The 23,617-nt window shown below is 58.9% G+C and carries 21 protein-coding genes; 12 read left to right on the top strand and 9 right to left on the bottom strand.

Going from position 1 to position 23,617, the window contains the following annotated elements:
• Positions 1-28: 28 nt before the first annotated feature.
• Complete coding sequence (locus NKJ21_RS01425) at positions 29-1,336, top strand: sulfurtransferase (protein WP_023297431.1); 1,308 nt, start codon at positions 29-31, stop codon at positions 1,334-1,336.
• Positions 1,337-1,385: 49 nt separating this feature from the next.
• Here NKJ21_RS01425 and NKJ21_RS01420 read toward each other — a convergent pair whose 3' ends face one another.
• Positions 1,386-2,000: a CDP-alcohol phosphatidyltransferase family protein gene (locus NKJ21_RS01420; RefSeq protein WP_049140114.1), complete on the bottom strand. Its 615-nt coding sequence runs from the start codon at positions 1,998-2,000 to the stop codon at positions 1,386-1,388.
• A gap of 86 nt (positions 2,001-2,086) precedes the next feature.
• On the opposite strand from NKJ21_RS01420, the gene NKJ21_RS01415 reads away from it, so the two are divergent.
• Together NKJ21_RS01415 and gdhA are read left to right on the top strand one after the other, a co-directional pair.
• Positions 2,087-2,497 (top strand): pyrimidine (deoxy)nucleoside triphosphate diphosphatase, encoded by a 411-nt coding sequence (locus tag NKJ21_RS01415; protein ID WP_038422809.1) that lies wholly within the window; start codon positions 2,087-2,089, stop codon positions 2,495-2,497.
• 182 nt (positions 2,498-2,679) lie between these two features.
• Positions 2,680-4,023 (top strand): NADP-specific glutamate dehydrogenase, encoded by a 1,344-nt coding sequence (gene gdhA / locus NKJ21_RS01410; RefSeq protein ID WP_008807617.1) that lies wholly within the window; start codon positions 2,680-2,682, stop codon positions 4,021-4,023.
• 42 nt (positions 4,024-4,065) lie between these two features.
• On the opposite strand, the gene NKJ21_RS01405 is transcribed toward gdhA, so the two are convergent.
• The 3 genes from NKJ21_RS01405 to selD form a co-directional block, all read right to left on the bottom strand.
• Positions 4,066-5,046 carry an NAD(P)H-quinone oxidoreductase gene (locus NKJ21_RS01405; protein ID WP_070612320.1) on the bottom strand — a complete coding sequence of 327 codons (981 nt, stop codon included), beginning with the start codon at positions 5,044-5,046 and terminating at the stop codon, positions 4,066-4,068.
• A gap of 170 nt (positions 5,047-5,216) precedes the next feature.
• Entirely contained in the window at positions 5,217-7,163 is a 1,947-nt protein-coding gene (locus tag NKJ21_RS01400; protein WP_070612319.1) for a DNA topoisomerase III, read from the bottom strand.
• A gap of 4 nt (positions 7,164-7,167) precedes the next feature.
• On the bottom strand, positions 7,168-8,211 hold the full coding sequence (gene selD / locus NKJ21_RS01395) for a selenide, water dikinase SelD (protein ID WP_008807620.1): 1,044 nt from the start codon (positions 8,209-8,211) through the stop codon (positions 7,168-7,170).
• A 225-nt stretch (positions 8,212-8,436) separates the two neighbouring features.
• Between selD and phoC the strand changes: the two genes are divergently transcribed.
• Positions 8,437-9,183 carry an acid phosphatase PhoC gene (gene phoC, locus NKJ21_RS01390; protein WP_008807621.1) on the top strand — a complete coding sequence of 249 codons (747 nt, stop codon included), beginning with the start codon at positions 8,437-8,439 and terminating at the stop codon, positions 9,181-9,183.
• Positions 9,184-10,046: 863 nt separating this feature from the next.
• Here the strand turns inward: phoC and NKJ21_RS01385 are convergent.
• Positions 10,047-10,598 (bottom strand): NAD(P)H nitroreductase, encoded by a 552-nt coding sequence (locus tag NKJ21_RS01385; RefSeq protein WP_008807622.1) that lies wholly within the window; start codon positions 10,596-10,598, stop codon positions 10,047-10,049.
• 165 nt (positions 10,599-10,763) lie between these two features.
• On the opposite strand from NKJ21_RS01385, the gene sppA reads away from it, so the two are divergent.
• From sppA to yajD, 5 genes are all read left to right on the top strand, one after another.
• Positions 10,764-12,617 (top strand): signal peptide peptidase SppA, encoded by a 1,854-nt coding sequence (gene sppA, locus NKJ21_RS01380; protein ID WP_008807623.1) that lies wholly within the window; start codon positions 10,764-10,766, stop codon positions 12,615-12,617.
• A gap of 138 nt (positions 12,618-12,755) precedes the next feature.
• Positions 12,756-13,775, top strand: a complete 1,020-nt coding sequence (gene ansA / locus NKJ21_RS01375) for an asparaginase (RefSeq protein WP_008807624.1) — start codon at positions 12,756-12,758, stop codon at positions 13,773-13,775.
• Between the two features lie 9 nt (positions 13,776-13,784).
• Complete coding sequence (gene pncA, locus NKJ21_RS01370) at positions 13,785-14,426, top strand: bifunctional nicotinamidase/pyrazinamidase (RefSeq protein WP_012968473.1); 642 nt, start codon at positions 13,785-13,787, stop codon at positions 14,424-14,426.
• A gap of 170 nt (positions 14,427-14,596) precedes the next feature.
• Positions 14,597-15,850 carry a glycoside hydrolase family 18 protein gene (locus NKJ21_RS01365; protein WP_111460284.1) on the top strand — a complete coding sequence of 418 codons (1,254 nt, stop codon included), beginning with the start codon at positions 14,597-14,599 and terminating at the stop codon, positions 15,848-15,850.
• Between the two features lie 147 nt (positions 15,851-15,997).
• Entirely contained in the window at positions 15,998-16,342 is a 345-nt protein-coding gene (yajD, locus tag NKJ21_RS01360; protein WP_002901254.1) for an HNH nuclease YajD, read from the top strand.
• A 96-nt stretch (positions 16,343-16,438) separates the two neighbouring features.
• Here yajD and NKJ21_RS01355 read toward each other — a convergent pair whose 3' ends face one another.
• Both NKJ21_RS01355 and msrB read right to left on the bottom strand, forming a co-directional pair.
• Complete coding sequence (locus NKJ21_RS01355) at positions 16,439-16,717, bottom strand: YeaC family protein (RefSeq protein WP_012542095.1); 279 nt, start codon at positions 16,715-16,717, stop codon at positions 16,439-16,441.
• Between the two features lie 43 nt (positions 16,718-16,760).
• Positions 16,761-17,174 carry a peptide-methionine (R)-S-oxide reductase MsrB gene (gene msrB, locus NKJ21_RS01350; protein WP_239270284.1) on the bottom strand — a complete coding sequence of 138 codons (414 nt, stop codon included), beginning with the start codon at positions 17,172-17,174 and terminating at the stop codon, positions 16,761-16,763.
• Between the two features lie 337 nt (positions 17,175-17,511).
• On the opposite strand from msrB, the gene gapA reads away from it, so the two are divergent.
• The gene (gene gapA, locus NKJ21_RS01345) at positions 17,512-18,507 is read left to right on the top strand and encodes a glyceraldehyde-3-phosphate dehydrogenase (RefSeq protein WP_008807628.1); all 996 of its coding nucleotides are present in this window, start codon (positions 17,512-17,514) and stop codon (positions 18,505-18,507) included.
• Positions 18,508-18,581: 74 nt separating this feature from the next.
• The gene (locus tag NKJ21_RS01340; protein ID WP_008807629.1) at positions 18,582-19,466 is read left to right on the top strand and encodes a D-hexose-6-phosphate mutarotase; all 885 of its coding nucleotides are present in this window, start codon (positions 18,582-18,584) and stop codon (positions 19,464-19,466) included.
• Between the two features lie 55 nt (positions 19,467-19,521).
• Here the strand turns inward: NKJ21_RS01340 and NKJ21_RS01335 are convergent, their stop codons facing one another.
• Positions 19,522-20,406 carry an aldo/keto reductase gene (locus tag NKJ21_RS01335; RefSeq protein ID WP_032739614.1) on the bottom strand — a complete coding sequence of 295 codons (885 nt, stop codon included), beginning with the start codon at positions 20,404-20,406 and terminating at the stop codon, positions 19,522-19,524.
• 61 nt (positions 20,407-20,467) lie between these two features.
• Entirely contained in the window at positions 20,468-21,214 is a 747-nt protein-coding gene (locus NKJ21_RS01330; RefSeq protein ID WP_008807631.1) for a MipA/OmpV family protein, read from the bottom strand.
• 416 nt (positions 21,215-21,630) lie between these two features.
• On the opposite strand from NKJ21_RS01330, the gene yeaG reads away from it, so the two are divergent.
• Positions 21,631-23,565, top strand: coding sequence for a protein kinase YeaG (gene yeaG / locus NKJ21_RS01325; protein ID WP_008807632.1), 1,935 nt, complete (start codon positions 21,631-21,633; stop codon positions 23,563-23,565).
• Positions 23,566-23,617: the final 52 nt, after the last annotated feature.

Below are 23,617 nucleotides of genomic sequence, written 5' to 3'. Positions count from 1 at the left end.
CCTCCACTTTTTACCGTCGGGCATTTCGATGAAACGTGTTTCTCAATTGACCGCACTCGCCCTGCTTATGGGGCTTGCTGCTTCCACCACCTGCGCCGCTGAAACCATGCCAGCGCTCACTCTCTCCCACCTGCAACAGCAGCACGGCGTGGCCATTGACACCCGCCTGAGCGCTTATTACAACGGCTGGCCTCAGCGCGCCAACGGCCCCGAAGGTCATGAGCCGCAGGCCCTGAATCTTTCCGCCCGCTGGCTCGGCGCCATGAGCGACGATCAGCTCCGCGCCTGGGCTAAGCAGCACCAGATCCAGCCAGATACCCCCGTCGCGCTGTACGGCAACCCGGAAGATAATGCCAGCGTCGCGGCGCGGCTGAAACAAGCGGGCTTCACCCGGCTCAGCACCCTGAGCGATGCGCTGAGCCAGACCGACCGCCTGCAAAAGCTGCCGCACTTTGAACAGCTGGTCTACCCCCAGTGGCTGCACGACCTGCAGCAGGGAAAACGCGTAGCCGCCGCCCCGACCGGCGACTGGAAAGTGTTCGAAGCCGCCTGGGGAGCGCCGAAACTCTATCTGCTGAGCCATATCCCTGGCGCGGGCTATATCGATACCAATGAGGTGGAAAGCGAACCGCTGTGGAATAAAGTGTCCGACGCACAGCTGAAAGCGATGCTGGCGAAGCACGGCATCCGGCATGACACCACGGTGATCCTCTACGGTCGCGACGTCTACGCCGCAGCGCGGGTGGCGCAGATCATGCTGTACGCCGGGGTCAAAGACGTGCGCCTGCTTGACGGCGGCTGGCAGACCTGGTCCGACGCCGGGCTGCCGGTCGAGCGCGGCATGCCGCCGGCGCAGCAGCCGGCGCAGGACTTCGGCGCGCCGATCCCCGGCCAGCCGCAGCTGATGCTGGATACCGAACAAGCCCGCGGGCTGCTGCATCGTCAGGACGCCTCGCTGGTCAGCGTCCGCTCGTGGCCGGAGTTTATCGGCACCACCAGCGGCTACAGCTATATCAAGCCGAAGGGTGACATCGCTGGCGCCCGCTGGGGCCACGCCGGGAGCGACTCCACGCACATGGAAGACTTCCATAACCCGGACGGCACCATGCGCAGCGCTGACGATATCGCTACCCTGTGGCGCCAGTGGAACATTCTGCCGAGCCAGCAGGTGGCGTTCTATTGCGGGACCGGCTGGCGGGCCTCGGAAACCTTCATGTATGCCCGCGCCATGGGCTGGCCGCACGTCGCGGTGTACGACGGCGGCTGGTACGAATGGAGCAGCAACCCGCACAATCCGGTCGCCCGCGGCGAACGCGGCCCGGAAAGCAGTCAGTAACACGCCCCACCAGCGCGTCGCCCCCAGCCAGCGACGCGCGCTTTCCCGCTCACACCACCCGCTTTAAGGTCTGGTAGCCACTGCAGATGCGCGTCGCCGTCGTCAGCCAGCACAGCGCGCCAAACAGCCACGCCAGCCAGGCGAAATGCGCCGGAAACAGGCAGCAGAGGACAAACAACAGGATGGTCTCCGTCCCCTCCGTCAGGCCCCCAAGATAGTACAGCGATTTATGGGCGTAGCCGGGATTGGCGATCTGATGCCTGGCCGCCAGTGCGGCAAAAGCGAGAAAGCTGCTGCCGGTGCCGATAAAGGCAAACAGCAGCCAGGCCCCCGCCAGGGCATTGTTCAGCGGATCTGCCAGAATAAAGCCGAACGGCACCAGGGCGTAGAAGAGAAAATCCAGCGCAATATCGAGAAAGCCGCCCGCGTCCGTGAGCCCGCGCCGCCGCGCCAGGGCGCCATCCAGACCATCCAGCAGGCGGTTGAGGAGAATAGCGACCAGCGCCGCGCTATACCACCCCAGCGCCAGAAAGGGTAGAGCCAGCACGCCGATGGCAAAACCGAGGAGCGTCAGCCCGTCCGGTGAAATACCCGGGCGGTCAAGCGCGCCGGCGACAGCATTAAGCAGGGGTTTGAGGCGCGGATGCAGGTGGCTATCAAGCACGGAGGTCTCCAGCAGGGTTGGCGGTTGTCAGTCAAGGTCTATGGCGGTGATAATAGGCCAGATTCGTCTTATTCACCTTGATGCTTATGCTAAAAATGATTGATGTTGTCGCAGCCATTATTGAACAGGATGGCAAGATTCTGCTGGCGCAGCGTCCGCCCCACGCCGACCAGCCGGGGATGTGGGAGTTCGCTGGCGGCAAAGTGGAGCCTGGTGAAAGCCAGCCGCAGGCGCTGGCCCGCGAGCTACAGGAGGAGATGGGCATCATCGCCCACCCGGCATGCTATATCGCCAGCCATCAGCGGGAAGTCTCCGGCCGCCAGATCCATCTGCACGCCTGGTGGGTGCCGCACTTTCAGGGCATACCGCTGGCCCACTATCACACTCAGCTGCGCTGGTGCCTGCCCGCTGACGCCTTAACCCTCGATCTCGCCCCGGCCGATATTCCTCTGCTGCATGCCTTTATCGCCCAGCGCCCGACCCTTTCCGGCCGCTGATCCGCCCGCCGCCTCGTCATCGTTTTTAGTTATGACGGGCGGACAATTATAAATTTTGTTGTCGGCTTAATTTTTCCTTGCTTGCCTAAGGATTAGCGGTGTTATAGTCGGAAAATCGGTTTTTTCAAGGACCGAATCATAATAAATACATGCAACCACAACCATAAGGGGAACTTATATCTATGGATCAGACGTGCACTCTGGAAGGCTTTCTCACCCGCGTTCAACAGCGCGATCCTCATCAAACCGAATTTGCTCAAGCCGTCCGGGAGGTGATGACCACCCTGTGGCCTTTCCTTGAGGAAAATCCGCGCTATCGTCAGCTTGCTTTGCTGGAACGTCTGGTGGAACCGGAGCGCGTGATCCAGTTCCGCGTGGTGTGGGTGGATGACCGCAATCAGGTCCAGGTCAACCGCGCGTGGCGCGTGCAGTTCAACTCGGCCATCGGCCCGTATAAAGGCGGGATGCGTTTCCACCCGTCGGTTAACCTGTCGATTCTCAAATTCCTTGGCTTCGAGCAGACCTTCAAAAACGCCCTGACCACCCTGCCGATGGGCGGCGGGAAAGGCGGCAGCGATTTTGATCCTAAAGGCAAGAGCGATGGCGAAGTGATGCGCTTCTGCCAGGCGCTGATGACCGAGCTCTATCGCCACCTTGGCCCGGATACCGACGTACCGGCGGGCGATATCGGCGTCGGCGGCCGCGAAGTCGGCTTTATGGCCGGGATGATGCGCAAGCTCTCCAACAACAGCGCCTGCGTCTTCACCGGTAAAGGCCTCTCCTTTGGCGGCAGCCTGATCCGTCCGGAAGCCACCGGTTACGGTCTGATCTACTTCACCGAAGCGATGCTCAAACGTCACGGTCTCGGCTTCGAAGGCGCTCGCGTGGCGGTTTCCGGCTCCGGCAACGTCGCGCAATACGCCATTGAGAAAGCGATGGAGCTTGGCGCGCGGGTGGTCACCGCCTCCGACTCCAACGGCACCGTCGTTGACGAAGCGGGCTTCACCAAAGAAAAACTGGCCCGCCTGATCGACATTAAAGAGCGTGCCCATGGCCGCGTGGCCGACTACGCCCGCGAATTTGGCCTCACCTATCTTGAAGGCCAGCAGCCGTGGTCAGTGCCGGTGGATATCGCCCTGCCTTGCGCGACCCAGAACGAACTGGACGTCGATGCCGCCCGCCAGCTGATTGCCAATGGCGTGAAGGCCGTGGCGGAAGGCGCCAACATGCCGACCACCATCGCCGCAACCGACCTGTTCCTGGAAGCTGACGTGCTGTTTGCCCCGGGCAAAGCGGCCAACGCCGGCGGCGTGGCGACTTCCGGTCTGGAGATGGCGCAGAACGCCGCGCGCATGGGCTGGAAAGCGGAAAAAGTGGATGCCCGTCTGCATCACATCATGCTGGATATCCACCACGCTTGCGTGCAGTACGGCGGCGAAGCGAAGCAGACCAACTACGTGCGCGGTGCGAATATCGCCGGTTTCGTGAAAGTCGCGGATGCCATGCTGGCCCAGGGCGTGATTTAACCTCCCCTGACGCATCCCGGCGGCTGCCCGCCGGGATGCGTCTCACGACGTCATCGTGATCACCACTTTCCCCAGATGCTGACCACTGTCCAGACAAGCATGGGCCTCGGCAACCTCCGCCATCGGGTAGCTGGCGTAGATCATCGGCTTGCATTTCCCTGCCTCAAGCAGCGGCCAGACGTGGCGCCGCAGCGCCTCGGCAATCTCCTGTTTCTCCGCCGCCGTCCGGCCGCGCATGGTTGAGCCGGTGACGGTGGCTCGCTTGAGCATCAGGGTCTGAATATCAACCTCATGAGCGATTCGTCCGCCCATAAAGCCGATGATCACCAGCCGTCCATCCTTTTTCAGTAGTCCAAGGTTGCGGTTAAAGTAAGGGCCGCCAACGATATCCAGAATGACATCCACGCCTTCATCGTGGGTCAGCTGGCCGATTTTCTCTGCAAAATCATCGGTTTTGTAGTTAATCGCCGTAGCATAGGGACGTAGGGCAGCGATTTTTTCGTCCTGGCCAACGGTGGCATAGACGGTCATCCCCAGCGCATGGCACAGCAGGACCGCGGTGGTGCCAATCCCGCTGGCGCCGCCGTGGATCAGGATGCTTTCGCCAGGCTGCAGCTTACCCAGCTGGAAGACATTCGCCCAGACGGTGAAGAACGTTTCCGGAATGGCGGCCGCTTCGCTAAAGCTGAGGCCCGCCGGGATCGGCAGCGTCTGGCCTGCCGGCACGGCGCAGTATTCGGCATAGCCGCCGCCGTTGGTTAGCGCACAAACGCGATCGCCGGGCGTAAACGCTGTGACCTGCGCGCCGACCTCAACCACAACGCCCGCCACCTCCAGGCCAGGTACGGGGGTGACGCCCTTGGGCATAGGGTACAGCCCCTGGCGCTGCAGAATATCCGGCCGGTTGACGCCGGCGGCCTTCACCGCAATGAGCACCTCATTCTCCTCAATAGCAGGGATTTCTCCTTCGCGGATCTGCAATACCTCCGGGCCGCCCGGTTGGCTAATAGCGATATATTTCACGGGTCCTCCTTATCGCCGGTGAGAGAAATGAGCAACATTATCGGCAAGCGCGAAGACGCATTCAGGGGGGAAGTCGTCAAGCCCTGCCCGGCTGTTTAGTGTAGACCATTGACCTGGCTGGCGGAGAAGCGGTGGCCGCGGGGATTCGCATCCTCGCGATCACCGGCGGGTTACTGCGGCGGCGGCGCAGCATCGTCTGCCGCTTTTTTCCCTTTCGGCTTGCCTTTACCTTTGCTGAACGACTTTTTCACCCCGCCCGGCGCGGCCAGGCCGCGGAACTGGCGCACTGGCGTGCTCCGTGCCTGATCGATCAGCTGGAACAGCGTCCCCACCAGCGGCTGCATAAAGTCCTGATAGCGGCACTGCTTTTCGCTGATCTGCGTCAGGACCGATTCCCAGTGGGCGGTCATATCCGGACGCGCGGCCATCTCCGGCAGGGAGTGAATCAGCGCCCGGCCAGCGTCCGAGGAGTGGATATAACGCCCCTTTTTGGTCAGGAAACCGCGCTTGAACAGCAGCTCGATAATCCCGGCGCGGGTCGCTTCTGTGCCGAGACCGTCGGTGGCGCGGAGGATCTTCTTCAGATCTTTATCCTGCACGAAACGGGCAATCCCGGTCATCGCCGACAGCAGCGTGGCGTCGGTGAAGTGGCGCGGCGGCTGCGTCTGACGCTCCACCACTTCGCCCTTCTCGCACAGCAGTTCATCGTCTTTGGCCACCACCGGCAGCGGCGTGCCGTCGTTCTCTTCATCGCGCTCTTTGCTGCCCAGCAGCGTCCGCCAGCCAGCCTCTGCCAGAAAACGCGCCTTGGCGACAAACTTGCCGTTGGCGATCTCGAGGTCAATCTGGCATTTGCGGAACACCGCGTCCGGGCAGAACTGCATCAGATACTGCCGGGCGATCAGGTGGTAGACCTTCGCTTCGTTATCGGTGAGCTTGACCAGGCTGCTGCGGGCGGTCGGGATAATCGCATGGTGCGCATCGACCTTTTTATCATCCCAGCAGCGGTTGCGGATCTCCGGATCCATCACCGGCTGCGGCAGCAGGTCCGCCGCATGGACGGCAATCGCATTCAGCACCGCATGACGGCCGGCGAAGTGCTCTTCCGGCAGGTAGCGGCTATCCGAACGCGGGTAGGTAATGAGCTTGTGGGTTTCGTACAGCTTCTGGCAGATATCCAGCACGTTTTGCGCGCTGAAGCCGAAACGTTTGGCCGCCTCAATCTGTAGCGCCGACAGCGAGAATGGCAGCGGCGCGGGTTCGGAATCGCGCTTATCGTTATAGCCGGTCACCAGCGCCGGCTGGCCTTCGATGCGCTTAACCACGTGCTCAGCCAGTGGACGATGCAGCAGACGCCCTTCTTCATCCTGATAAGGTTCGCAGGCTTCGCTTGGCACCCAGGTGGCGACAAAACGTTCCTCCTGCGGCGTGACGATATGCGCCTTCACGTCGAAGAAGTCTTTGGCGACGAAGTTTTCAATCTCTTCATCACGGCGAACCACCAGGCCAAGTACCGGGGTCTGCACCCGCCCCACGGACAGTACCCCCTGATAGCCGGCGTTGCGCCCCAGCAGAGTATAGGCGCGGGTCATATTGATGCCGTACAGCCAGTCGGCACGCGCCCGCGCCAGCGCCGACACGCAGAGCGGCACGAACTCGCTGTTGGCGCGCAGGCGATTGATCGCCCGCTCCACCGCCTGCGGGTTGAGATCGTTAATCAGACAGCGCTGCACCTGCTGACGCTTCTCCGGCGCCAGCTGCAGGTAATCGAGTACTTCGTCCACCAGCAGCTGCCCCTCACGGTCGGGGTCGCCGGCATGGATCACTTCCTGCGCCTCGCCAAGCAGACGCTTGATCACATTGAGCTGTTTGGTGACCGAGGGTTTGGGTTGTAGCTGCCATTTCTCCGGCACAATCGGCAGGTCGGTGAGATTCCAGCGGGCATAGCGGCTGTCATAGACGTCCGGCTGCGCCTGCTCCAGCAGATGGCCGATACACCAGGTGACCACCTGCCCGTTGCCGCACTCAATATAGCCATCGCCTTTGCGGTGCGGTTTAGGCAACACATCGGCGATAGCCCGACCGAGACTCGGTTTTTCCGCAATAAACAACCGCATCGAATCAACGGATCTCGATCATGGGTCGTCCGCCGCGGGCGGTGACCAGCTCGCCGATGGCGGCCAGCTTAATGCCGAACTCCGCCGCAGCGGCCTGGACTTCGGCTTCCGCTTCCGGAGTCACCGCCAGCAGCAGGCCACCGGAGGTCTGCGGATCGCACAGCAGGTCCCGCCACTCCGCCGGCATCTCGCCCATCAGATGGCCGTAGCTGGCAAAGTTGCGCCCGGTGCCGCCCGGCACCGCGCCGGCGGCAATATAGCCTTCCACCCCCGGCAGTTTTGGGATATCGGCATAGCGCAGCTGCGCCTGCACGCCGGCCCCGCGGCACACCTCGCTGAGATGGCCGAGCAGGCCAAAGCCGGTGACGTCGGTCATCGCCTTCACTCCGTCGATGGCGGCAAACGCGGCGCCGGCGAGGTTCATCTGGCACATGGTCTCCGTCGCCAGTCCATGATGCTCTGGCTTGAGCAGCGATTTTTTCTCCGCGGTGGTCAGCACACCGATCCCCAGCGGTTTGGTGAGATACAGTTTGCAGCCCGCCTGCGCAGTGCTGTTTTTCTTGATGCGCTCGGTGGGCACCACGCCGGTGACCGCCAGACCGAAGATCGGCTCCGGAGCGTCAATGGAATGGCCGCCCGCCAGCGCGATCCCGGCCTGCTGGCAGGCAAAGCGCCCGCCCTCCACCACTTCACGGGCAATTTCCGGCGCCAGGGTGTTGATCGGCCAGCCAAGGATGGCAATCGCCATAATCGGTTTCCCGCCCATGGCGAAAATATCGCTGATGGCGTTGGTGGCGGCGATGCGGCCAAAGTCGAACGGATTATCGACGATCGGCATAAAGAAATCGGTGGTGCTAACGATTGACGTGCCGTTACCAAGATCGTAGACGGCGGCATCGTCGCTGGTTTCGTTGCCGACAAGCAGGTTCGGATCGACAAACTTCGCCTGCTCACTATGCAGGATGGTTTCCAGCACCTTCGGGGAAATTTTACAACCACAACCGGCTCCGTGGCTGTATTGCGTTAAACGAATGGCTTGCTCGCTCATGGACATCTCCTGTCATTGCAATCCCGCTATGTTAGCGCCCAAACGCCAGGGTGGTAAGTACGACAGTCTGAAATCGCGTATGGTTGCTCATTAAGCAGACAAAAAGCCGTTTTTGCGAGACACGGCAATTTTTTCCCGACCATTTTCACTTTTACTTAAAGATGACAGAAATGTGACAACACAGGACTGTCTTCTCTGGAATGATTATGACGTAAGGAAATTCTAATGAAAAAGCGTGTTCTTGCCCTTTGCCTGGCCAGTTTCTTCTCCGTTAACGCCTTTGCTCTGGTTCCCCCCGGGAACGATGTCACCACCAAGCCCGATCTCTACTATCTGACCAATGCCCAGGCCATCGACAGCCTGGCGCTGTTGCCGCCGCCGCCGGCGGTGGGCAGTATCGCGTTCTTAAACGATCAGGCGATGTATGAGCAGGGGCGTCTGCTGCGCAATACCGAGCGCGGGAAGCTGGCGGCAGAAGATGCCAACCTCAGCGCGGGCGGCGTGGCCAATGCCTTCTCCAGCGCCTTTGGTTCCCCAATCACCGAGAAAGACGCGCCTCAGCTCCACAAACTGCTGACCAATATGATTGAAGACGCCGGCGATCTGGCGACCCGCGGCGCGAAAGAGAAATACATGCGCATTCGCCCGTTTGCGTTCTATGGCGTCTCCACCTGCAACACCACCGAGCAGGACAAGCTGTCGAAAAACGGCTCTTACCCGTCCGGGCATACCTCTATCGGCTGGGCCACCGCCCTGGTGCTGGCGGAGATCAACCCGCAGCGGCAAAATGAAATTTTGAAGCGCGGCTATGAGCTCGGCGAGAGCCGGGTGATCTGCGGCTATCACTGGCAGAGCGATGTCGATGCGGCGCGCATCGTCGGCTCCGCGGTGGTCGCTACGCTGCACACCAACCCGGCCTTCCAGCAGCAGTTGCAGAAAGCCAAAGACGAATTCGCCAAAACGCAGAAGTAACGTCATCGCCGTTGAACTCCCGGATGCGGCGCCTGGCGCGCCTTGTCCGGGCTACAAAAACCGCGATTGATTCGAATGGTAGGGGTTGTAGGCCGGGTCAGGCGCGAGCTGCCACCCGGCATAGATGCGGCTCCGATCCTGCTGCCATCGCCCGGCGGCGCTGCGCTTGCGCGGGCCTACATTGAGGGGTAACCGTCTGATATAGGGATGGTTATGTAGGCCGGGTAAGGCGCAGCCGCCACCCGGCAACACCACGGGTACCATGCCTGATATCTTGCCCGGCGGCGCTGCGCTTGCGCGGCCAGCCGGACGGTTCCCTCTCCCTCCGGGAGAGGGCCAGGGTGAGGGGAAGCACTGCAGTGTGGTTGTTTATGTTATCTGTGGCTTCAGCGTAGTTTGCGCTCCCGGTTAGTCTTCTGCGTTATGTCTCTTATGGTGCTGGGAGCGCACAGGGGGCGGCCAGTCGCCGCCGCCCCCTGTACCCCCGGGCTCCGGCCAGCAACATCGCCGCTGCGCGGTGCCTTCGACTTATCCCTGCAGGCTTCGGGTCGGGCCGAGGCAGCGTCCCTGCAAAACACGGCCCTCAGCCCGCATCCATGCGGGCTGCCCCGGCCTGCCGGGAACGTCTCAGCGATTTTGAGGCCGTCAGCACCGGCAGTTTCAGCAAGAAAAGTGAATAAATTAACGACAGGTCGTACGAACGTAGGCCGGGTCAGGCGCGAGCCGCCACCCGGCACAAAATCGGCTCCGTGCCCGCTGTCCTTGCCCGGCGGCGCTGCGCTTGCGCGGGCCTACAGACAGTCAGAGCCGGATGCGTTGGCCGGGTAAGGCGCCAGCCGCCACCCGGCATCACAAGCACCGACTCAGAAGCGCGTCACAAACGGCGCGGTATCCGGCAGGGCAATGGTGGTAGAGGCTTTTAGCTGCGGCGTCCCCAGATAGAGGAAGCCGACAATTTTATCCTGCTCGCGGCACGCGAAGCCGGCCCGCACCACCGGGCTCTCGGTCAATGCTCCGCTGCGCCAGATGCCATTGAATCCCTGGGCCAGGGCCGCCATCTGCATCGCCATCACCGCACAGCCAGCGGACATCTCCTGCTCCCAGCGCGGCACCTTCGGGTGGTCTTCACAGCGCGCGACTACGGTAATGATCAGCGGCGCGCGGAACGGCGCATTGCGGGCTTTCTCTATTCCCTTCTCATCCTGGCCGGCCTCTGTGGCCCCTTTTTCCAGCAGCTGGCTGAAGCGCTCGCGGCCGTCATCGGCGATAATAAAAAAGCGCCACGGCTGCAGGGTGCCATGATCCGGGGCGCGCAGCCCGGCGCGCAGAATGTTTTCCAGCTGTTCGCCAGCCGGGGCAGGTTCCGCCAGGCGAGAAGCGCTCCGGCGATTAAGCAGTAGATCGAGAGCATCCATCTGTATAACTCCTGTGATGTCATTTTTCATAAAATTAACATGCACAAGGATTTTGTTACAGCGTGGTCGGTGATTCCTGCTGACAACCGACGGCTCACTCTTTAGGATAGCCAGACGCGGCGGCCCCTGCGGCCTGCCCTTTTTAGATAACGTTAGGGAGAAGACATGCGAACCCTTTGGCGACTGATTGCCAGCTTTTTTAAATGGACGTGGCGGATACTCAACTTTATTCGCAAACTGGCTCTGAATGCGATCTTCCTGGTGCTGGTGCTGGTGTGTATCGGTATCTGGAGCCAGTTCAGCACCACTACCAGCGAACATGCCGCGCGCGGCGCGCTGTTGCTGGATATTACCGGCGTGGTGGTGGATAAACCTTCCGCCAGCAGCAAGCTCGGCGTAATTGGCCGCCAGCTGTTTGGCGCCAGCTCGGACCGTCTGCAGGAGAACTCTCTGTTCGATATCGTGCAGACCATTCGCCAGGCGAAAGATGACCGCAATATCACCGGTATTGTGCTGGATCTGAAAAACTTCGTTGGCGGCGATCAGCCGTCCATGCAGTACATCGGTAAAGCGCTGCGTGAGTTCCGCGACAGCGGCAAACCGGTCTATGCCGTCGGCAGCAGCTACAGCCAGGGCCAGTACTACCTGGCGAGCTTTGCCAACAAAATCTGGCTCTCACCACAGGGCGAGGTTGACCTGCACGGCTTCGCCACCAATGGGCTGTACTACAAATCACTGCTGGATAAGCTGAAGGTCTCCACCCATGTCTTCCGCGTCGGCACCTATAAATCCGCCGTCGAGCCTTTCATTCGCGATGATATGTCCCCTGCCGCCCGCGAGGCGGACAGCCGCTGGATTGGCGAACTGTGGCAGAACTACCTCAACACCATTGCCGCCAACCGCCAGATCACCGCCCAGCAGCTATTCCCGGGCGCCCAGGGCATTATCGATGGCCTGCGTAAAGTGGGCGGCGATACGGCAAAATATGCGCTGGACAATAAGCTGGTGGATGAGCTGGCGACCTCCACGGAAGTGGAAAAGGCGCTGACCAAACAGTTTGGCTGGAGCAAAACGGATAACAATTACCGGGCGATCAGCTATTACGACTACAACGTGAAGACACCGTCTGACGAAGGTTCCGCCATTGCGGTGATCTTTGCCAACGGCGCCATCATGGATGGCGAGGAGACCCCGGGCAACGTTGGTGGCGATACCACGGCGGCGCAAATTCGCGATGCGCGCCTCGACCCGAAAATTAAGGCCATCGTTCTGCGCGTTAACAGCCCGGGCGGTAGCGTGACCGCCTCAGAAATTATCCGTGAAGAGCTGGCGGCAGCCAAAGCTGCCGGTAAACCGGTAGTGGTCTCGATGGGCGGTATGGCTGCATCTGGCGGCTACTGGATCTCCACCCCAGCGGATTACATCGTCGCGAACCCGAGCACCCTCACCGGCTCCATCGGCATCTTTGGCGTAATCAACACCGTGGAAAATACCCTCGGGTCGATTGGCGTCCATACCGACGGCGTCGCCACGTCGCCGCTGGCGGATGTCTCCAGCACCAAAGCGCTGCCGCCGGAAGTGCAGCAGCTGATGCAGTTGAGCATTGAGAATGGCTATCAGCGCTTTATCACCCTGGTGGCTAACGCCCGTAAGAGCACGCCGGAGAAAATCGACCAGATTGCCCAGGGACACGTCTGGACCGGGGAAGATGCCAAAGCCAACGGCCTGGTCGACAGCCTCGGCGACTTCGACGATGCGGTGGCTAAAGCCGCCGAGCTGGCGAAGCTGAAAACCTGGCACCTCAACTACTATCAGGAAGAGCCGACCTTCTTCTCGATGGTGCTGGATAGCCTGACCGGCTCGGTACGCGCCTCGCTGCCGGCGGCCATTCAGGCCTGGCTGCCTGCACCGGTCGCCGCGGCGGCCGAGACGGTGAAAGCGGAGAGCGACAAGCTGGCGGCGTTTAACGACCCGCAGAACCGCTATGCCTTCTGCCTGACCTGCGCCAACATCCGTTAGTACGCAGCGGCTGCCCCGTCTCCCGGGGCAGCCTTTTTCCCGCACCTGCCAGCGCCGCCACAAAGCCAGCGGCCAACACTGTATTTTTTCCCGCGTCTCTTTATACTGCGCCTGTCTACGACCAACCTAAGCGATGCTATGCAAAAAAAATCGATTTACGTTGCCTACACCGGTGGGACCATCGGTATGCAGCGCTCTGAACACGGCTATGTCCCCGTTTCCGGCCATCTGCAGCGTCAGCTGGCACTGATGCCTGAATTCCATCGTCCGGAGATGCCGGACTTCACGATCCATGAATACCATCCGCTGATGGATTCATCCGATATGACCCCCGAGGACTGGCAGCACATCGCCGACGATATCCGCAGCCATTACGATGAGTATGATGGCTTTGTGATCCTCCATGGTACCGACACCATGGCGTTTACCGCTTCGGCGCTGTCGTTCATGCTGGAAAACCTTGGCAAGCCGGTCATTGTGACAGGGTCACAAATCCCGCTGGCCGAGCTGCGTTCTGATGGTCAGATTAACCTGCTTAACGCCCTCTACGTCGCCGCCAACTATCCGATTAACGAAGTGGCGCTGTTCTTCAACAATCGACTGTTTCGCGGCAACCGCACCACTAAAGCCCACGCCGACGGCTTCGACGCTTTCGCCTCGCCAAACCTCGCGCCGCTGCTGGAAGCCGGGATCCATATTCGCCGTCTCGGTACCCCGCCGGCGCCGCAGGGCCGCGGAGAGCTTATCGTGCACCCCATCACCCCGCAGCCGATTGGCGTGGTGACGATTTACCCCGGCATCTCCGCCGACGTGGTACGCAATTTCCTGCGCCAGCCGGTGAAAGCGCTGATCCTCCGCTCCTATGGCGTCGGCAATGCCCCACAGAATGGCGAGTTTATTCAGGTGCTGGCGGAAGCCAGCCAGCGCGGTATTGTGGTGGTCAATCTGACGCAATGCATGTCCGGGAAAGTGAACATGGGCGGCTATGCCACCGGCAACGCCCTCGCCCAGGCGGGGGTCATCAGTGGTTTCGATATGACGGTGGAAGCGACGCTGACCAAGCTACACTATCTGCTTAGCCAGCAGCTGGATGTTGACGCCATTCGCGCGGCGATGCAGCAAAATCTGCGTGGCGAACTCACCCCCGACGAGGCTTAAGGAGGACGTATGGCACATCGAGCGCTGTTACTGGTTGATTTGCAGAACGACTTTTGCGCCGGCGGCGCGCTGGCGGTTCCTGAAGGCGACAGTACCGTCGAGGTGGCTAATGCGCTTATCGACTGGAGCCTGGCGCGCGGCGAGCCCATCGTCGCCAGCCAGGACTGGCACCCGGCGGATCATGGCAGCTTCGCCAGCCAGCACCAGGTGGCACCCTACACCCAGGGCGAACTCGACGGCCTGGCGCAGACCTTCTGGCCGGATCACTGCGTACAGCACAGCGAAGGCGCGGCGCTGCATCCGCTGCTCAAACAGCAGGCGATCAACGCCGTGTTCCATAAGGGGCAAAACCGGGTCATTGACAGCTACAGCGCTTTTTTTGACAACGGTCACCGGCAGAAAACTGAACTGGACGGCTGGCTGCGCGGCCAGGGCATCGTGGAACTGACCGTCCTCGGCCTCGCCACCGATTACTGCGTCAAATTCACCGTGCTGGATGCCCTGGCGCTGGGCTATACGGTCAATGTCATCATCGACGGCTGTCGCGGCGTTAACCTGCAGCCGCAGGACAGCAGCCAGGCGTTTATGGAGATGGCCGCCGCGGGCGCCACGCTGTATACCCTCGATGACTGGCGGGAATCTCAGGCCTGATCCCTCCCCCCGGCGCCCTCGCGCCGGGTCTTCTTCAGCCGCCTCGCTATCGTCCATAAATTGAACTCTCTCGCAGTTTCAACAGGTTATTGCTGGTAGTCTGGCAAGGCTGTTTTTTCGCCACGCCATTTCCGTGGCGTGGTTATTTTTTATGTCAAAGAGGAACCACTATGAAACGTTTGCCCTTGCTGGCAGCCTTGCCCTTGCTTTGCGCTTCCACGCTCTCTGCCCAACCTCTGATGTCCGTCGGCTATTTTAACGGCGGCGGCGACGTCACTGCCGGGCCCGGCGGCGATATCGATAAGCTGGACGTCCGGCAGATCACCCATCTCAACTACTCGTTTGGTCTTATCTATAACGATGAAAAAGACGAGACTAATGCGGCCCTGAAGGATCCCGATCATCTGCACGAGATCTGGCTGTCGCCGAAGGTGCAGGCGGATCTGCAAAAGCTCCCGGCCCTGCGTAAACAGAACCCGGACCTCAAGGTCCTGCTGTCGGTCGGCGGCTGGGGGGCGCGCGGTTTCTCCGGCGCGGCGGCAAGCAAAGAAACCCGTAAGGTGTTTATTCAGTCTGCGCAGGAAATTGTTGAAAAATATGGTCTGGATGGGATTGACCTCGACTGGGAGTTTCCGGTCAACGGCGCCTGGGGGCTGGTTGCCAGTCAACCGGCCGATCGCGATAACTTTACCGCGCTGTTAAAAGAGCTGCGCGCAGCGTTTGGTACCAGGAAACTGGTGACTATTGCCGTGGGGGCTAACGCAGAAAGTCCGAAAAGTTGGGTGGACGTTAAAGCGATTGCGCCATCGCTCGACTACATCAACCTGATGACCTACGACATGGCCTACGGCACGCAGTACTTCAACTCGAACCTGTATGACTCCAGCCACTGGCCAACGGTCGCCGCGGCGGATAAATACAGCGCCGATTTTGTGGTCAACAATTACCTGGCCGCCGGGCTTAAACCCAGCCAGATGAACCTCGGGATTGGTTTTTATGGCCGGGTACCGAAACGGGCAGTTGAACCGGGGATTGACTGGACGAAAGCGGATGCGCAAAACAATCCGGTCACCCAGCCCTATTTTGGGCCACAGGAGGTCGCGCTGTTTGCCTCACTGGGTTATGACCTGAGCAAAGACACCTACGTAAAATACAACGATATCGTGGGCAAACTGCTCAACGATCCGCAAAAACGTTTTACCGAGCACTGGGACGATGAAGCGAAGGTTCCGTGGCTGTCAGTGCAGTCCGCGGAGGGCAAGCCGCTGTTCGCCCTGTCGTATGAGAACCCGCGATCGGTGGCCATTAAGGCGGACTATATCAAGGCGAAGGGCCTCGCCGGGGCCATGTTCTGGGAATATGGCGCCGATGACCAGAATCAGCTGGCCCGTCAGCTGGCGGAATCGCTGGGGATCAAACACTAGTCACGCCCCTTCCCCTCGGGCTGCGTGACGCAGACAACATCGCCTGCAATGCAGGTATATCGCGCAGCCCGGGATAGGTTATGATGCCAGTTATCCGCTGCGCCACGCGCTGGCGCAGCTTAACCGTTTGACAGGAGGCAGGGGGCCATGGCCTATATCCCCAAAAATTACGCGCGTCTGGAAGTGGGTTACCGCGAAAAGGCGCTCAAGCTTTTTCCCTGGGTGTGCGGACGCTGCTCACGGGAGTTTGTCTACTCCAATCTGCGCGAACTGACGGTGCACCACATCGATCACGACCACTCCAATAACCCGGAAGATGGGAGTAACTGGGAGATGTTGTGCCTGTATTGTCACGATCACGAACATTCCAAGTACACCGAAGCCGATCAGTATGGCTCCACGGTGGTGGCGGGCGAAGATGCGCAAAAGAGCGTCGGTGAGGCCACCTACAACCCGTTTGCCGATCTGAAAGCGATGATGAACAAAAAGTAAGCATGCCGATCTGGCCGCTACGCGCGGTCGTTCACGCTGATGCTGTCCGGCGCGGGGTGACCCCGACGCCGGAACCACGCGCCGCCGGCTGGCGCTTTATTGCAGCTTAACGGTGGCGATCGGCTTTGGCACGATGCCGAAATCTTCCTTCAGCTGCTGTTTACTCTTCATCACCATCTGCCCGCGAGTGTCGATGGTCATGTGCTGGGCTTCGGTGTTATACCGGGCCTGCCACAGCATCACCAGCTGCAGGCTATTTTCCTTTTGCTCCGGCGTCAGCGCCACGCCATCCGGCCATTTTCCCAGCTCCACCGCCGTCGCCAGACGCTGGTAAACTTCCGGCGTCATACTGTCGATAATTTGCTCAATATCCATCTTCCGCTCCACTCCGCTTGGAATAATTTGCTGAATCGTTTCTTCAACCCTTAATCTGCTCGCCATTCTGCTCATCAGTGAAGCTCAGCGACGCCGAATTCACACAATAGCGCTCGCCGGTCGGCTGTGGGCCATCCGGAAACACGTGGCCGAGATGGGCGTCACAATTTCCACAACGGATTTCAATGCGCTGCATGCCGTGCGAATTGTCGGTCAGATAGCGAATGGCCTCATCGCTCACCGGCTCATAGAAGCTCGGCCAGCCGCAACCGGAGTCGTATTTGGTTTGGGAGTAAAACAGCGGCGCATCGCACACCAGGCAGTGATACACGCCATTTTTCTTGTTGTGCAGCAGCCGTCCGGTGAAAGGCGGTTCGGTGCCGTGATGCTGCGTCACGTAAAACTGCATTTCGCTTAAGCCGTTTTTCAGCTCTTCCGGGGAGGGTTTATTCGCCATGGGCTTACATCTCGCTTTGCAATGGACAACTTTCGCTCCAATTCTAACAAAACATTAACAATGAAGCGTGCACTTTTGTTCTAAACTTATGCGGTGCCAACAGGCAGCCAGATAATTGTGACTTAAATCACGTTTTTATCTTAAATGCCCTTTAAAATTCCGCGCGCAGCCCCCATATGGAATTGGGCTCAAAGGGAGAGTGAGGCAAATCAATCGCGCAAGGTGTGCTCAGGATTGATTTGTCGCAATGATTGACACGATTCCGCTTGACGCTGCGTAAGGTTTTTGTAATTTTACAGGCAACCTTTTATTCACTAACAAATAGCTGGTGGAATATATGACTATCAAAGTAGGTATCAACGGTTTTGGCCGTATCGGTCGCATTGTTTTCCGTGCTGCTCAGAAACGTTCTGACATCGAGATCGTTGCAATCAACGACCTGTTAGACGCAGAGTACATGGCTTACATGCTGAAGTATGACTCCACTCACGGTCGTTTCGACGGTACCGTTGAAGTGAAAGACGGTCATCTGGTCGTTAACGGTAAAAAAATCCGTGTTACCGCTGAACGTGACCCGGCTAACCTGAAGTGGGACGAAGTTGGTGTTGACGTTGTTGCTGAAGCAACCGGTATCTTCCTGACCGACGAAACCGCTCGTAAACACATCACCGCTGGCGCGAAAAAAGTCGTTCTGACTGGCCCGTCCAAAGACAACACCCCGATGTTCGTTCGCGGCGCTAACTTCGAAACTTACGCTGGCCAGGACATCGTTTCCAACGCTTCCTGCACCACCAACTGCCTGGCACCGCTGGCTAAAGTTATCAACGACAACTTCGGTATCGTTGAAGGCCTGATGACCACCGTCCACGCGACCACCGCGACTCAGAAAACCGTTGATGGCCCGTCTCACAAAGACTGGCGCGGCGGCCGCGGCGCAGCTCAGAACATCATCCCGTCCTCTACCGGTGCTGCTAAAGCAGTAGGTAAAGTACTGCCAGAACTGAACGGCAAACTGACCGGTATGGCGTTCCGCGTTCCGACTCCGAACGTATCCGTTGTTGACCTGACCGTTCGTCTGGAAAAAGCAGCGTCCTACGAAGAAATCAAGAAAGCCATCAAAGCCGCTTCTGAAGGCGCAATGAAAGGCGTTCTGGGTTACACCGAAGACGACGTTGTTTCTACCGACTTCAACGGCGAAGTTTGCACTTCCGTGTTCGATGCTAAAGCAGGTATCGCACTGAACGACAACTTCGTGAAACTGGTTTCCTGGTACGACAACGAAACTGGCTACTCCAACAAAGTTCTGGACCTGATTGCTCACATCTCCAAATAAGTTGAGATGAAAAAGTAATCTGTAAGAGCGACTTCGGTCGCTCTTTTTTTTGTCTGCAGAGATAGGATTGCACAATGATAAATAAAATTTTTGCTCTCCCGGTGAATGAAACCATTTCTCCCGTGATCTCCCGTCGCCAGCTGGACGACCTGGAGCTGATTGTCATCGACCATCCGCAGGTGAAAGCCTCTGTGGCGCTGCAGGGAGCGCACCTGCTCTCCTGGAAACCCGCCGGTGAAGAAGAAGTCTTGTGGCTGAGCAACAACACCCCATTTAAACAGGGCGTCGCCCTGCGCGGCGGCGTGCCGATTTGCTGGCCCTGGTTTGGCCCTTCCGCGCAACAGGGTCTGCCGTCGCACGGCTTTGCCCGCAATCTGCCATGGACCCTGGAAGGTCATGACGAAGACGACAGCGGCGTCATGTTGACCTTTGCGCTCCAGCACAGCGCCGAAACCATGAAGCTCTGGCCGCACGAATTCACCCTCTATGCCCGCTTTAAGCTGGGCAAGACCTGTGAAATCGAGCTGGAAGCCCACGGTGAATTCGAGACCACCTCTGCCCTGCATACCTACTTCAACGTCGGCGATATCGCAGCGGTGAAAGTGAGTGGTCTTGGCGAGCGCTATATCGATAAAGTGAAGAATGCCGAAGAAGGCGTCCTGAGCAACGGCGTGCAGACCTTCCCGGACCGCACCGACCGCGTCTACCTTAACGCTGACAGCTGCAGCGTGATCCATGACGATGCGCTTAACCGCACTATCGACGTCGTGCATCATCATCAGCACAACGTGGTGGCCTGGAACCCGGGCCCGGCGCTGTCCGTCAGCATGGGCGACATGCCGGACGATGGTTACAAAACCTTCGTTTGCGTCGAAACCTGTTGCGTGACCCAGCCGCAGAAAGCCAGCGAAGAGACCCCCTCTCGCCTGGCGCAGACCATCAGCCTGAAAAAACGCTAACAGCAAAAAGCCCCGTTCCCGACGGGGCTTTTTTCTCCGCTGGCTGAGGTGCTGATTAAACCATATCCAGCCGGGTTTTTCGCTGCGGTGGTGGATAGAGGCGATCCAGCTGCGCGAGCTCTTCCGCACTGAGGACGATATCGAGCGCGGCAGCATTCTGCACCACATGCTCAATACTGGCCGCTTTCGGGATCGCCAGCACTCCCGGATGACGAATCACCCAGGCGAGCAGCAGTTGTGCGACTGTCACCCCCCGCGCGTTAGCCATATTAATGATATCGGTATGCTGAAAAAGTCCATCGCGTAAGCGCCCCGCCTGCGCCAGCGGGCAGTAGGCCATCACCGGCAGAGTGTGCTGCTGGCACCAGGGCAGGAGATCGTATTCAATGCCCCGCGATGCGAGATGATAGAGCACCTGGTTGGTCGCGCAGCGTTCGCCACCCGCCGTCCGCCACAGCGCCTGCATATCGTCGGTGTCCAGATTAGAGACGCCCCAGCGGCGGATCTTGCCCTCGGCCACCAGCCTCTCCATCGCCTCGACCGTCTCCTGCAGCGGGATATCCCCGCGCCAGTGCAGGAGATACATATCGAGATAGTCGGTCTGCAGCCGGCGCAGGCTGTTTTCACAGGCGCGGCGCATCGCCGTTCCGCCGGCGTGCCAGGGATAGACTTTGGACACCAGCACCACGCGATCGCGCAGGCCGCGGATCGCCTGCCCGACGACCTCTTCCGCCCCACCGTCGGCATACATTTCCGCCGTATCGATCACCGTCAGTCCGTGGTCGATGCCCGCGCGCAGTGCAGCCACTTCCTGCGGACGCTGGGCGCTGTTTTCGCCCATATACCAGGTGCCCAGCCCGATGGCCGGAACCGCCGCCTGCTCGCCAAAGCGTACTGTTTTTTTCACCGTCTCCTCCTCTTTAGCTTTCTGCACCACCATAAAGCAAAACAGGGCGTGAAGCCCTGTTTTGATGCATAAAGCGCACTGTAATGATGCACAATCAGAAGGTGTAGGTAATCCCGGTTGAGATCAGGCCGCTCCAGGATTTGTCCACCATCGGGCTGTCGGTAATTTCATCCGACAGACGGGTATAGCGTGCAATGCCGTATACGCTCCAGTCGCCGAGGAAGCGATAGTTAGCCGACAGCTCCAGATACGGGTTCCAGCTGCTGTCCGGATCGTAGCTGCGCATGCCGCTGCGACGGGACTCATGCTGCGAGACACCATAGTAGTATTCGTTCTGATTGTCGCTGTTCCACTCCACGCCAATGCCCGGCGTCAGCGTCAGGTTACCATTGGTGTAGCGGTACAGCCAGGCGAGATCCCAGTTGATACCATTACTGTTATCCAGCGTATCGCCTGCAATCGTCGTGCGCAGGAAACCATAGGGCGTGTTGTGGACATAAGACAGACCGGCCATCACGGTCGATTTACGTTTATCCAGTTGACGCATTTGCGCGCTGTCGCTGTCGCCCGGCTTGAAGTACATCGGCGACCAGTAGGCCGTTATTGACAGCTTATCGTTGGTGTCGTTCCACAGGTAGTAGCCCCCGCCCAGACCGTGGAACCAGAAGTTATCGCTCTCATAACTAATGACCGGCACCGGGTAGACATCCGCATCATATTGCTTATACGGATGCTCGACGATGCCTACGCCAGCCCCAAGAGTGAACTTCCCGTCGGCATGCGCCGCGCTGGCGGACGTCGCAATCAGCACGCCGAGTGCCAGAAGTTTGATTTTAGTCACAATCCATATTCCCGTTGTCAAATTATCAGCCCGTGCAGTTTACCGTCGTAGACCTCATGCCTCAAATTCTTTACCCGACATGACACAAATCGTTCACTTTCCCACCCTTCTCTTACCATGAGGTGACAGCCCGGTGACAGCTTCGCGTCCTGGCGTGTCAAAAAGCGTCATTTTCAGGATGAGTTATTGATATGTCATTGAAATTGATTTTCTGCGGCATGCAAGATTTCTAAATGCATCTACGCTTAAATTTAGAAGGTGTAATTGCAGGGCACATTCACGCTACTCCACCCGCAACCTGGCATAAGGGTTGCTGGATATCTGGAGAGCGACGTTCAGCTTATGTCTTCCGGGGGCCCCCACTACTCATATGAACGGCTCTCAACCTGTGCTAAAAAACGAAAGGACGGCATGCCATGAATATATTCGATCACTATCGCCAGCGCTATGAAGCTGCCAAGGACGAAGAGTTCACACTGCAGGAGTTTCTTACCATCTGCCGGCAAGATCGCAGTGCCTATGCCAATGCGGCAGAACGTCTGTTGATGGCCATTGGTGAACCCGTCATGGTTGATACGGCTCTCGAGCCGCGGCTATCCCGTCTCTTTTCAAACCGGGTCATCGCACGCTATCCGGCCTTTGAAGAGTTTTACGGTATGGAAGACGCCATTGAGCAGATCGTTTCCTATCTCAAGCATGCCGCCCAGGGGCTGGAAGAGAAGAAACAGATCCTCTATCTGCTGGGGCCGGTGGGCGGTGGTAAATCGTCGCTGGCTGAACGGCTGAAAGCGTTGATGCAGCGCGTGCCCATCTATGTGCTGAGCGCCAACGGCGAGCGTAGCCCGGTCAACGATCACCCGCTGTGCCTGTTTAATCCGCAGGAGGATGCCCAGATCCTTCAGAAAGAGTATGGCGTGCCCACCCGCTACCTCGGCACCATCATGTCGCCGTGGGCGGCCAAGCGCCTGCACGAGTTTGGCGGCGATATTACTAAATTCCGCGTGGTCAAAGTCTGGCCATCGATTCTTGAGCAGGTCGCCATCGCCAAAACCGAACCCGGTGATGAAAACAACCAGGATATTTCGGCGCTGGTCGGTAAAGTGGATATCCGTAAACTGGAACACTATGCGCAAAACGACCCGGACGCTTATGGCTACTCCGGTGCGTTGTGCCGTGCCAACCAGGGGATTATGGAATTCGTCGAGATGTTTAAAGCGCCGATTAAGGTGCTACATCCGCTGCTGACCGCCACCCAGGAAGGGAACTACAACGGGACCGAAGGGATCTCTGCCCTGCCGTTTAACGGGATAATCCTCGCCCACTCCAACGAATCGGAATGGGTGACCTTCCGTAATAACAAGAACAATGAGGCCTTCCTCGACCGCGTCTATATCGTCAAGGTGCCTTATTGCCTGCGTATCTCCGAAGAGATCCGCATCTATGAAAAATTGCTCAACAGCAGCGAGCTGACCCACGCGCCGTGCGCCCCGGGCACCCTGGAAACGCTGGCGCGCTTCTCGATTCTGTCGCGTCTGAAAGAGCCGGAAAACTCAAGCATCTACTCGAAGATGCGGGTCTATGATGGCGAAAGCCTGAAAGATACCGACCCGAAAGCGAAATCCTATCAGGAGTATCGCGATTACGCCGGGGTGGATGAAGGGATGAACGGGCTCTCCACCCGTTTTGCCTTTAAGATCCTGTCACGGGTGTTTAACTTCGACCATGTCGAGGTGGCCGCCAACCCGGTGCATCTGTTCTATGTCCTGGAGCAGCAGATTGAGCGCGAACAGTTCCCACAGGAGAACGCCGAGCGCTACCTGGAGTTCCTCAAAGGCTATCTGATCCCGAAATACGCCGAGTTTATCGGCAAAGAGATCCAGACCGCTTATCTGGAATCCTACTCCGAGTACGGGCAGAACATTTTCGATCGCTATGTCACCTACGCCGACTTCTGGATCCAGGATCAGGAGTATCGCGATCCGGATACCGGTCAGCTGTTTGACCGTGAGTCGTTGAATGCTGAGCTGGAGAAAATTGAGAAGCCGGCCGGGATCAGCAACCCGAAAGACTTCCGTAACGAAATCGTCAACTTTGTGCTGCGCGCCAGAGCCAACAACAGCGGACGTAATCCGAACTGGACCAGCTACGAGAAACTGCGCACGGTTATCGAGAAGAAAATGTTCTCTAATACCGAGGAGCTGTTGCCGGTCATTTCGTTTAATGCCAAAACATCAACCGATGAGCAGAAAAAACACGACGACTTTGTCGACCGCATGATGGAAAAAGGCTACACCCGCAAACAGGTTCGCCTGCTCTGCGAGTGGTACCTGCGGGTTCGTAAATCGTCCTGATGCGTCAAGCCCGGCGGCACGCCGCCGGGTCAACTGCAGCTGAATGATGATA

The sequence above is a fragment of the Klebsiella sp. SWET4 genome, from assembly GCF_024296565.1.
GTDB classification, from domain to species: domain Bacteria; phylum Pseudomonadota; class Gammaproteobacteria; order Enterobacterales; family Enterobacteriaceae; genus Klebsiella; species Klebsiella variicola.
Note: the sequence above shows the minus strand (reverse complement) of the source record. Positions and strands in the feature narration are given on the sequence as shown.

Excerpts from the sequence above, each read along its gene's own strand:
- NKJ21_RS01335 (WP_032739614.1), bottom strand. The coding sequence starts at position 20,406 with ATGGTGGTGCAGAAAGCTAAAGAGGAGGAGACGGTGAAAAAAACAGTA.
- phoC (WP_008807621.1), top strand. The coding sequence starts at position 8,437 with ATGAAAAAGCGTGTTCTTGCCCTTTGCCTGGCCAGTTTCTTCTCCGTT.
- NKJ21_RS01400 (WP_070612319.1), bottom strand. The coding sequence starts at position 7,163 with ATGCGGTTGTTTATTGCGGAAAAACCGAGTCTCGGTCGGGCTATCGCC.
- msrB (WP_239270284.1), bottom strand. The coding sequence starts at position 17,174 with ATGGCGAATAAACCCTCCCCGGAAGAGCTGAAAAACGGCTTAAGCGAA.
- gapA (WP_008807628.1), top strand. The coding sequence starts at position 17,512 with ATGACTATCAAAGTAGGTATCAACGGTTTTGGCCGTATCGGTCGCATT.
- ansA (WP_008807624.1), top strand. The coding sequence starts at position 12,756 with ATGCAAAAAAAATCGATTTACGTTGCCTACACCGGTGGGACCATCGGT.
- yajD (WP_002901254.1), top strand. The coding sequence starts at position 15,998 with ATGGCCTATATCCCCAAAAATTACGCGCGTCTGGAAGTGGGTTACCGC.
- pncA (WP_012968473.1), top strand. The coding sequence starts at position 13,785 with ATGGCACATCGAGCGCTGTTACTGGTTGATTTGCAGAACGACTTTTGC.
- NKJ21_RS01415 (WP_038422809.1), top strand. The coding sequence starts at position 2,087 with ATGCTAAAAATGATTGATGTTGTCGCAGCCATTATTGAACAGGATGGC.
- sppA (WP_008807623.1), top strand. The coding sequence starts at position 10,764 with ATGCGAACCCTTTGGCGACTGATTGCCAGCTTTTTTAAATGGACGTGG.
- NKJ21_RS01355 (WP_012542095.1), bottom strand. The coding sequence starts at position 16,717 with ATGGATATTGAGCAAATTATCGACAGTATGACGCCGGAAGTTTACCAG.
- yeaG (WP_008807632.1), top strand. The coding sequence starts at position 21,631 with ATGAATATATTCGATCACTATCGCCAGCGCTATGAAGCTGCCAAGGAC.
- selD (WP_008807620.1), bottom strand. The coding sequence starts at position 8,211 with ATGAGCGAGCAAGCCATTCGTTTAACGCAATACAGCCACGGAGCCGGT.
- NKJ21_RS01385 (WP_008807622.1), bottom strand. The coding sequence starts at position 10,598 with ATGGATGCTCTCGATCTACTGCTTAATCGCCGGAGCGCTTCTCGCCTG.
- NKJ21_RS01425 (WP_023297431.1), top strand. The coding sequence starts at position 29 with ATGAAACGTGTTTCTCAATTGACCGCACTCGCCCTGCTTATGGGGCTT.
- NKJ21_RS01365 (WP_111460284.1), top strand. The coding sequence starts at position 14,597 with ATGAAACGTTTGCCCTTGCTGGCAGCCTTGCCCTTGCTTTGCGCTTCC.
- gdhA (WP_008807617.1), top strand. The coding sequence starts at position 2,680 with ATGGATCAGACGTGCACTCTGGAAGGCTTTCTCACCCGCGTTCAACAG.
- NKJ21_RS01340 (WP_008807629.1), top strand. The coding sequence starts at position 18,582 with ATGATAAATAAAATTTTTGCTCTCCCGGTGAATGAAACCATTTCTCCC.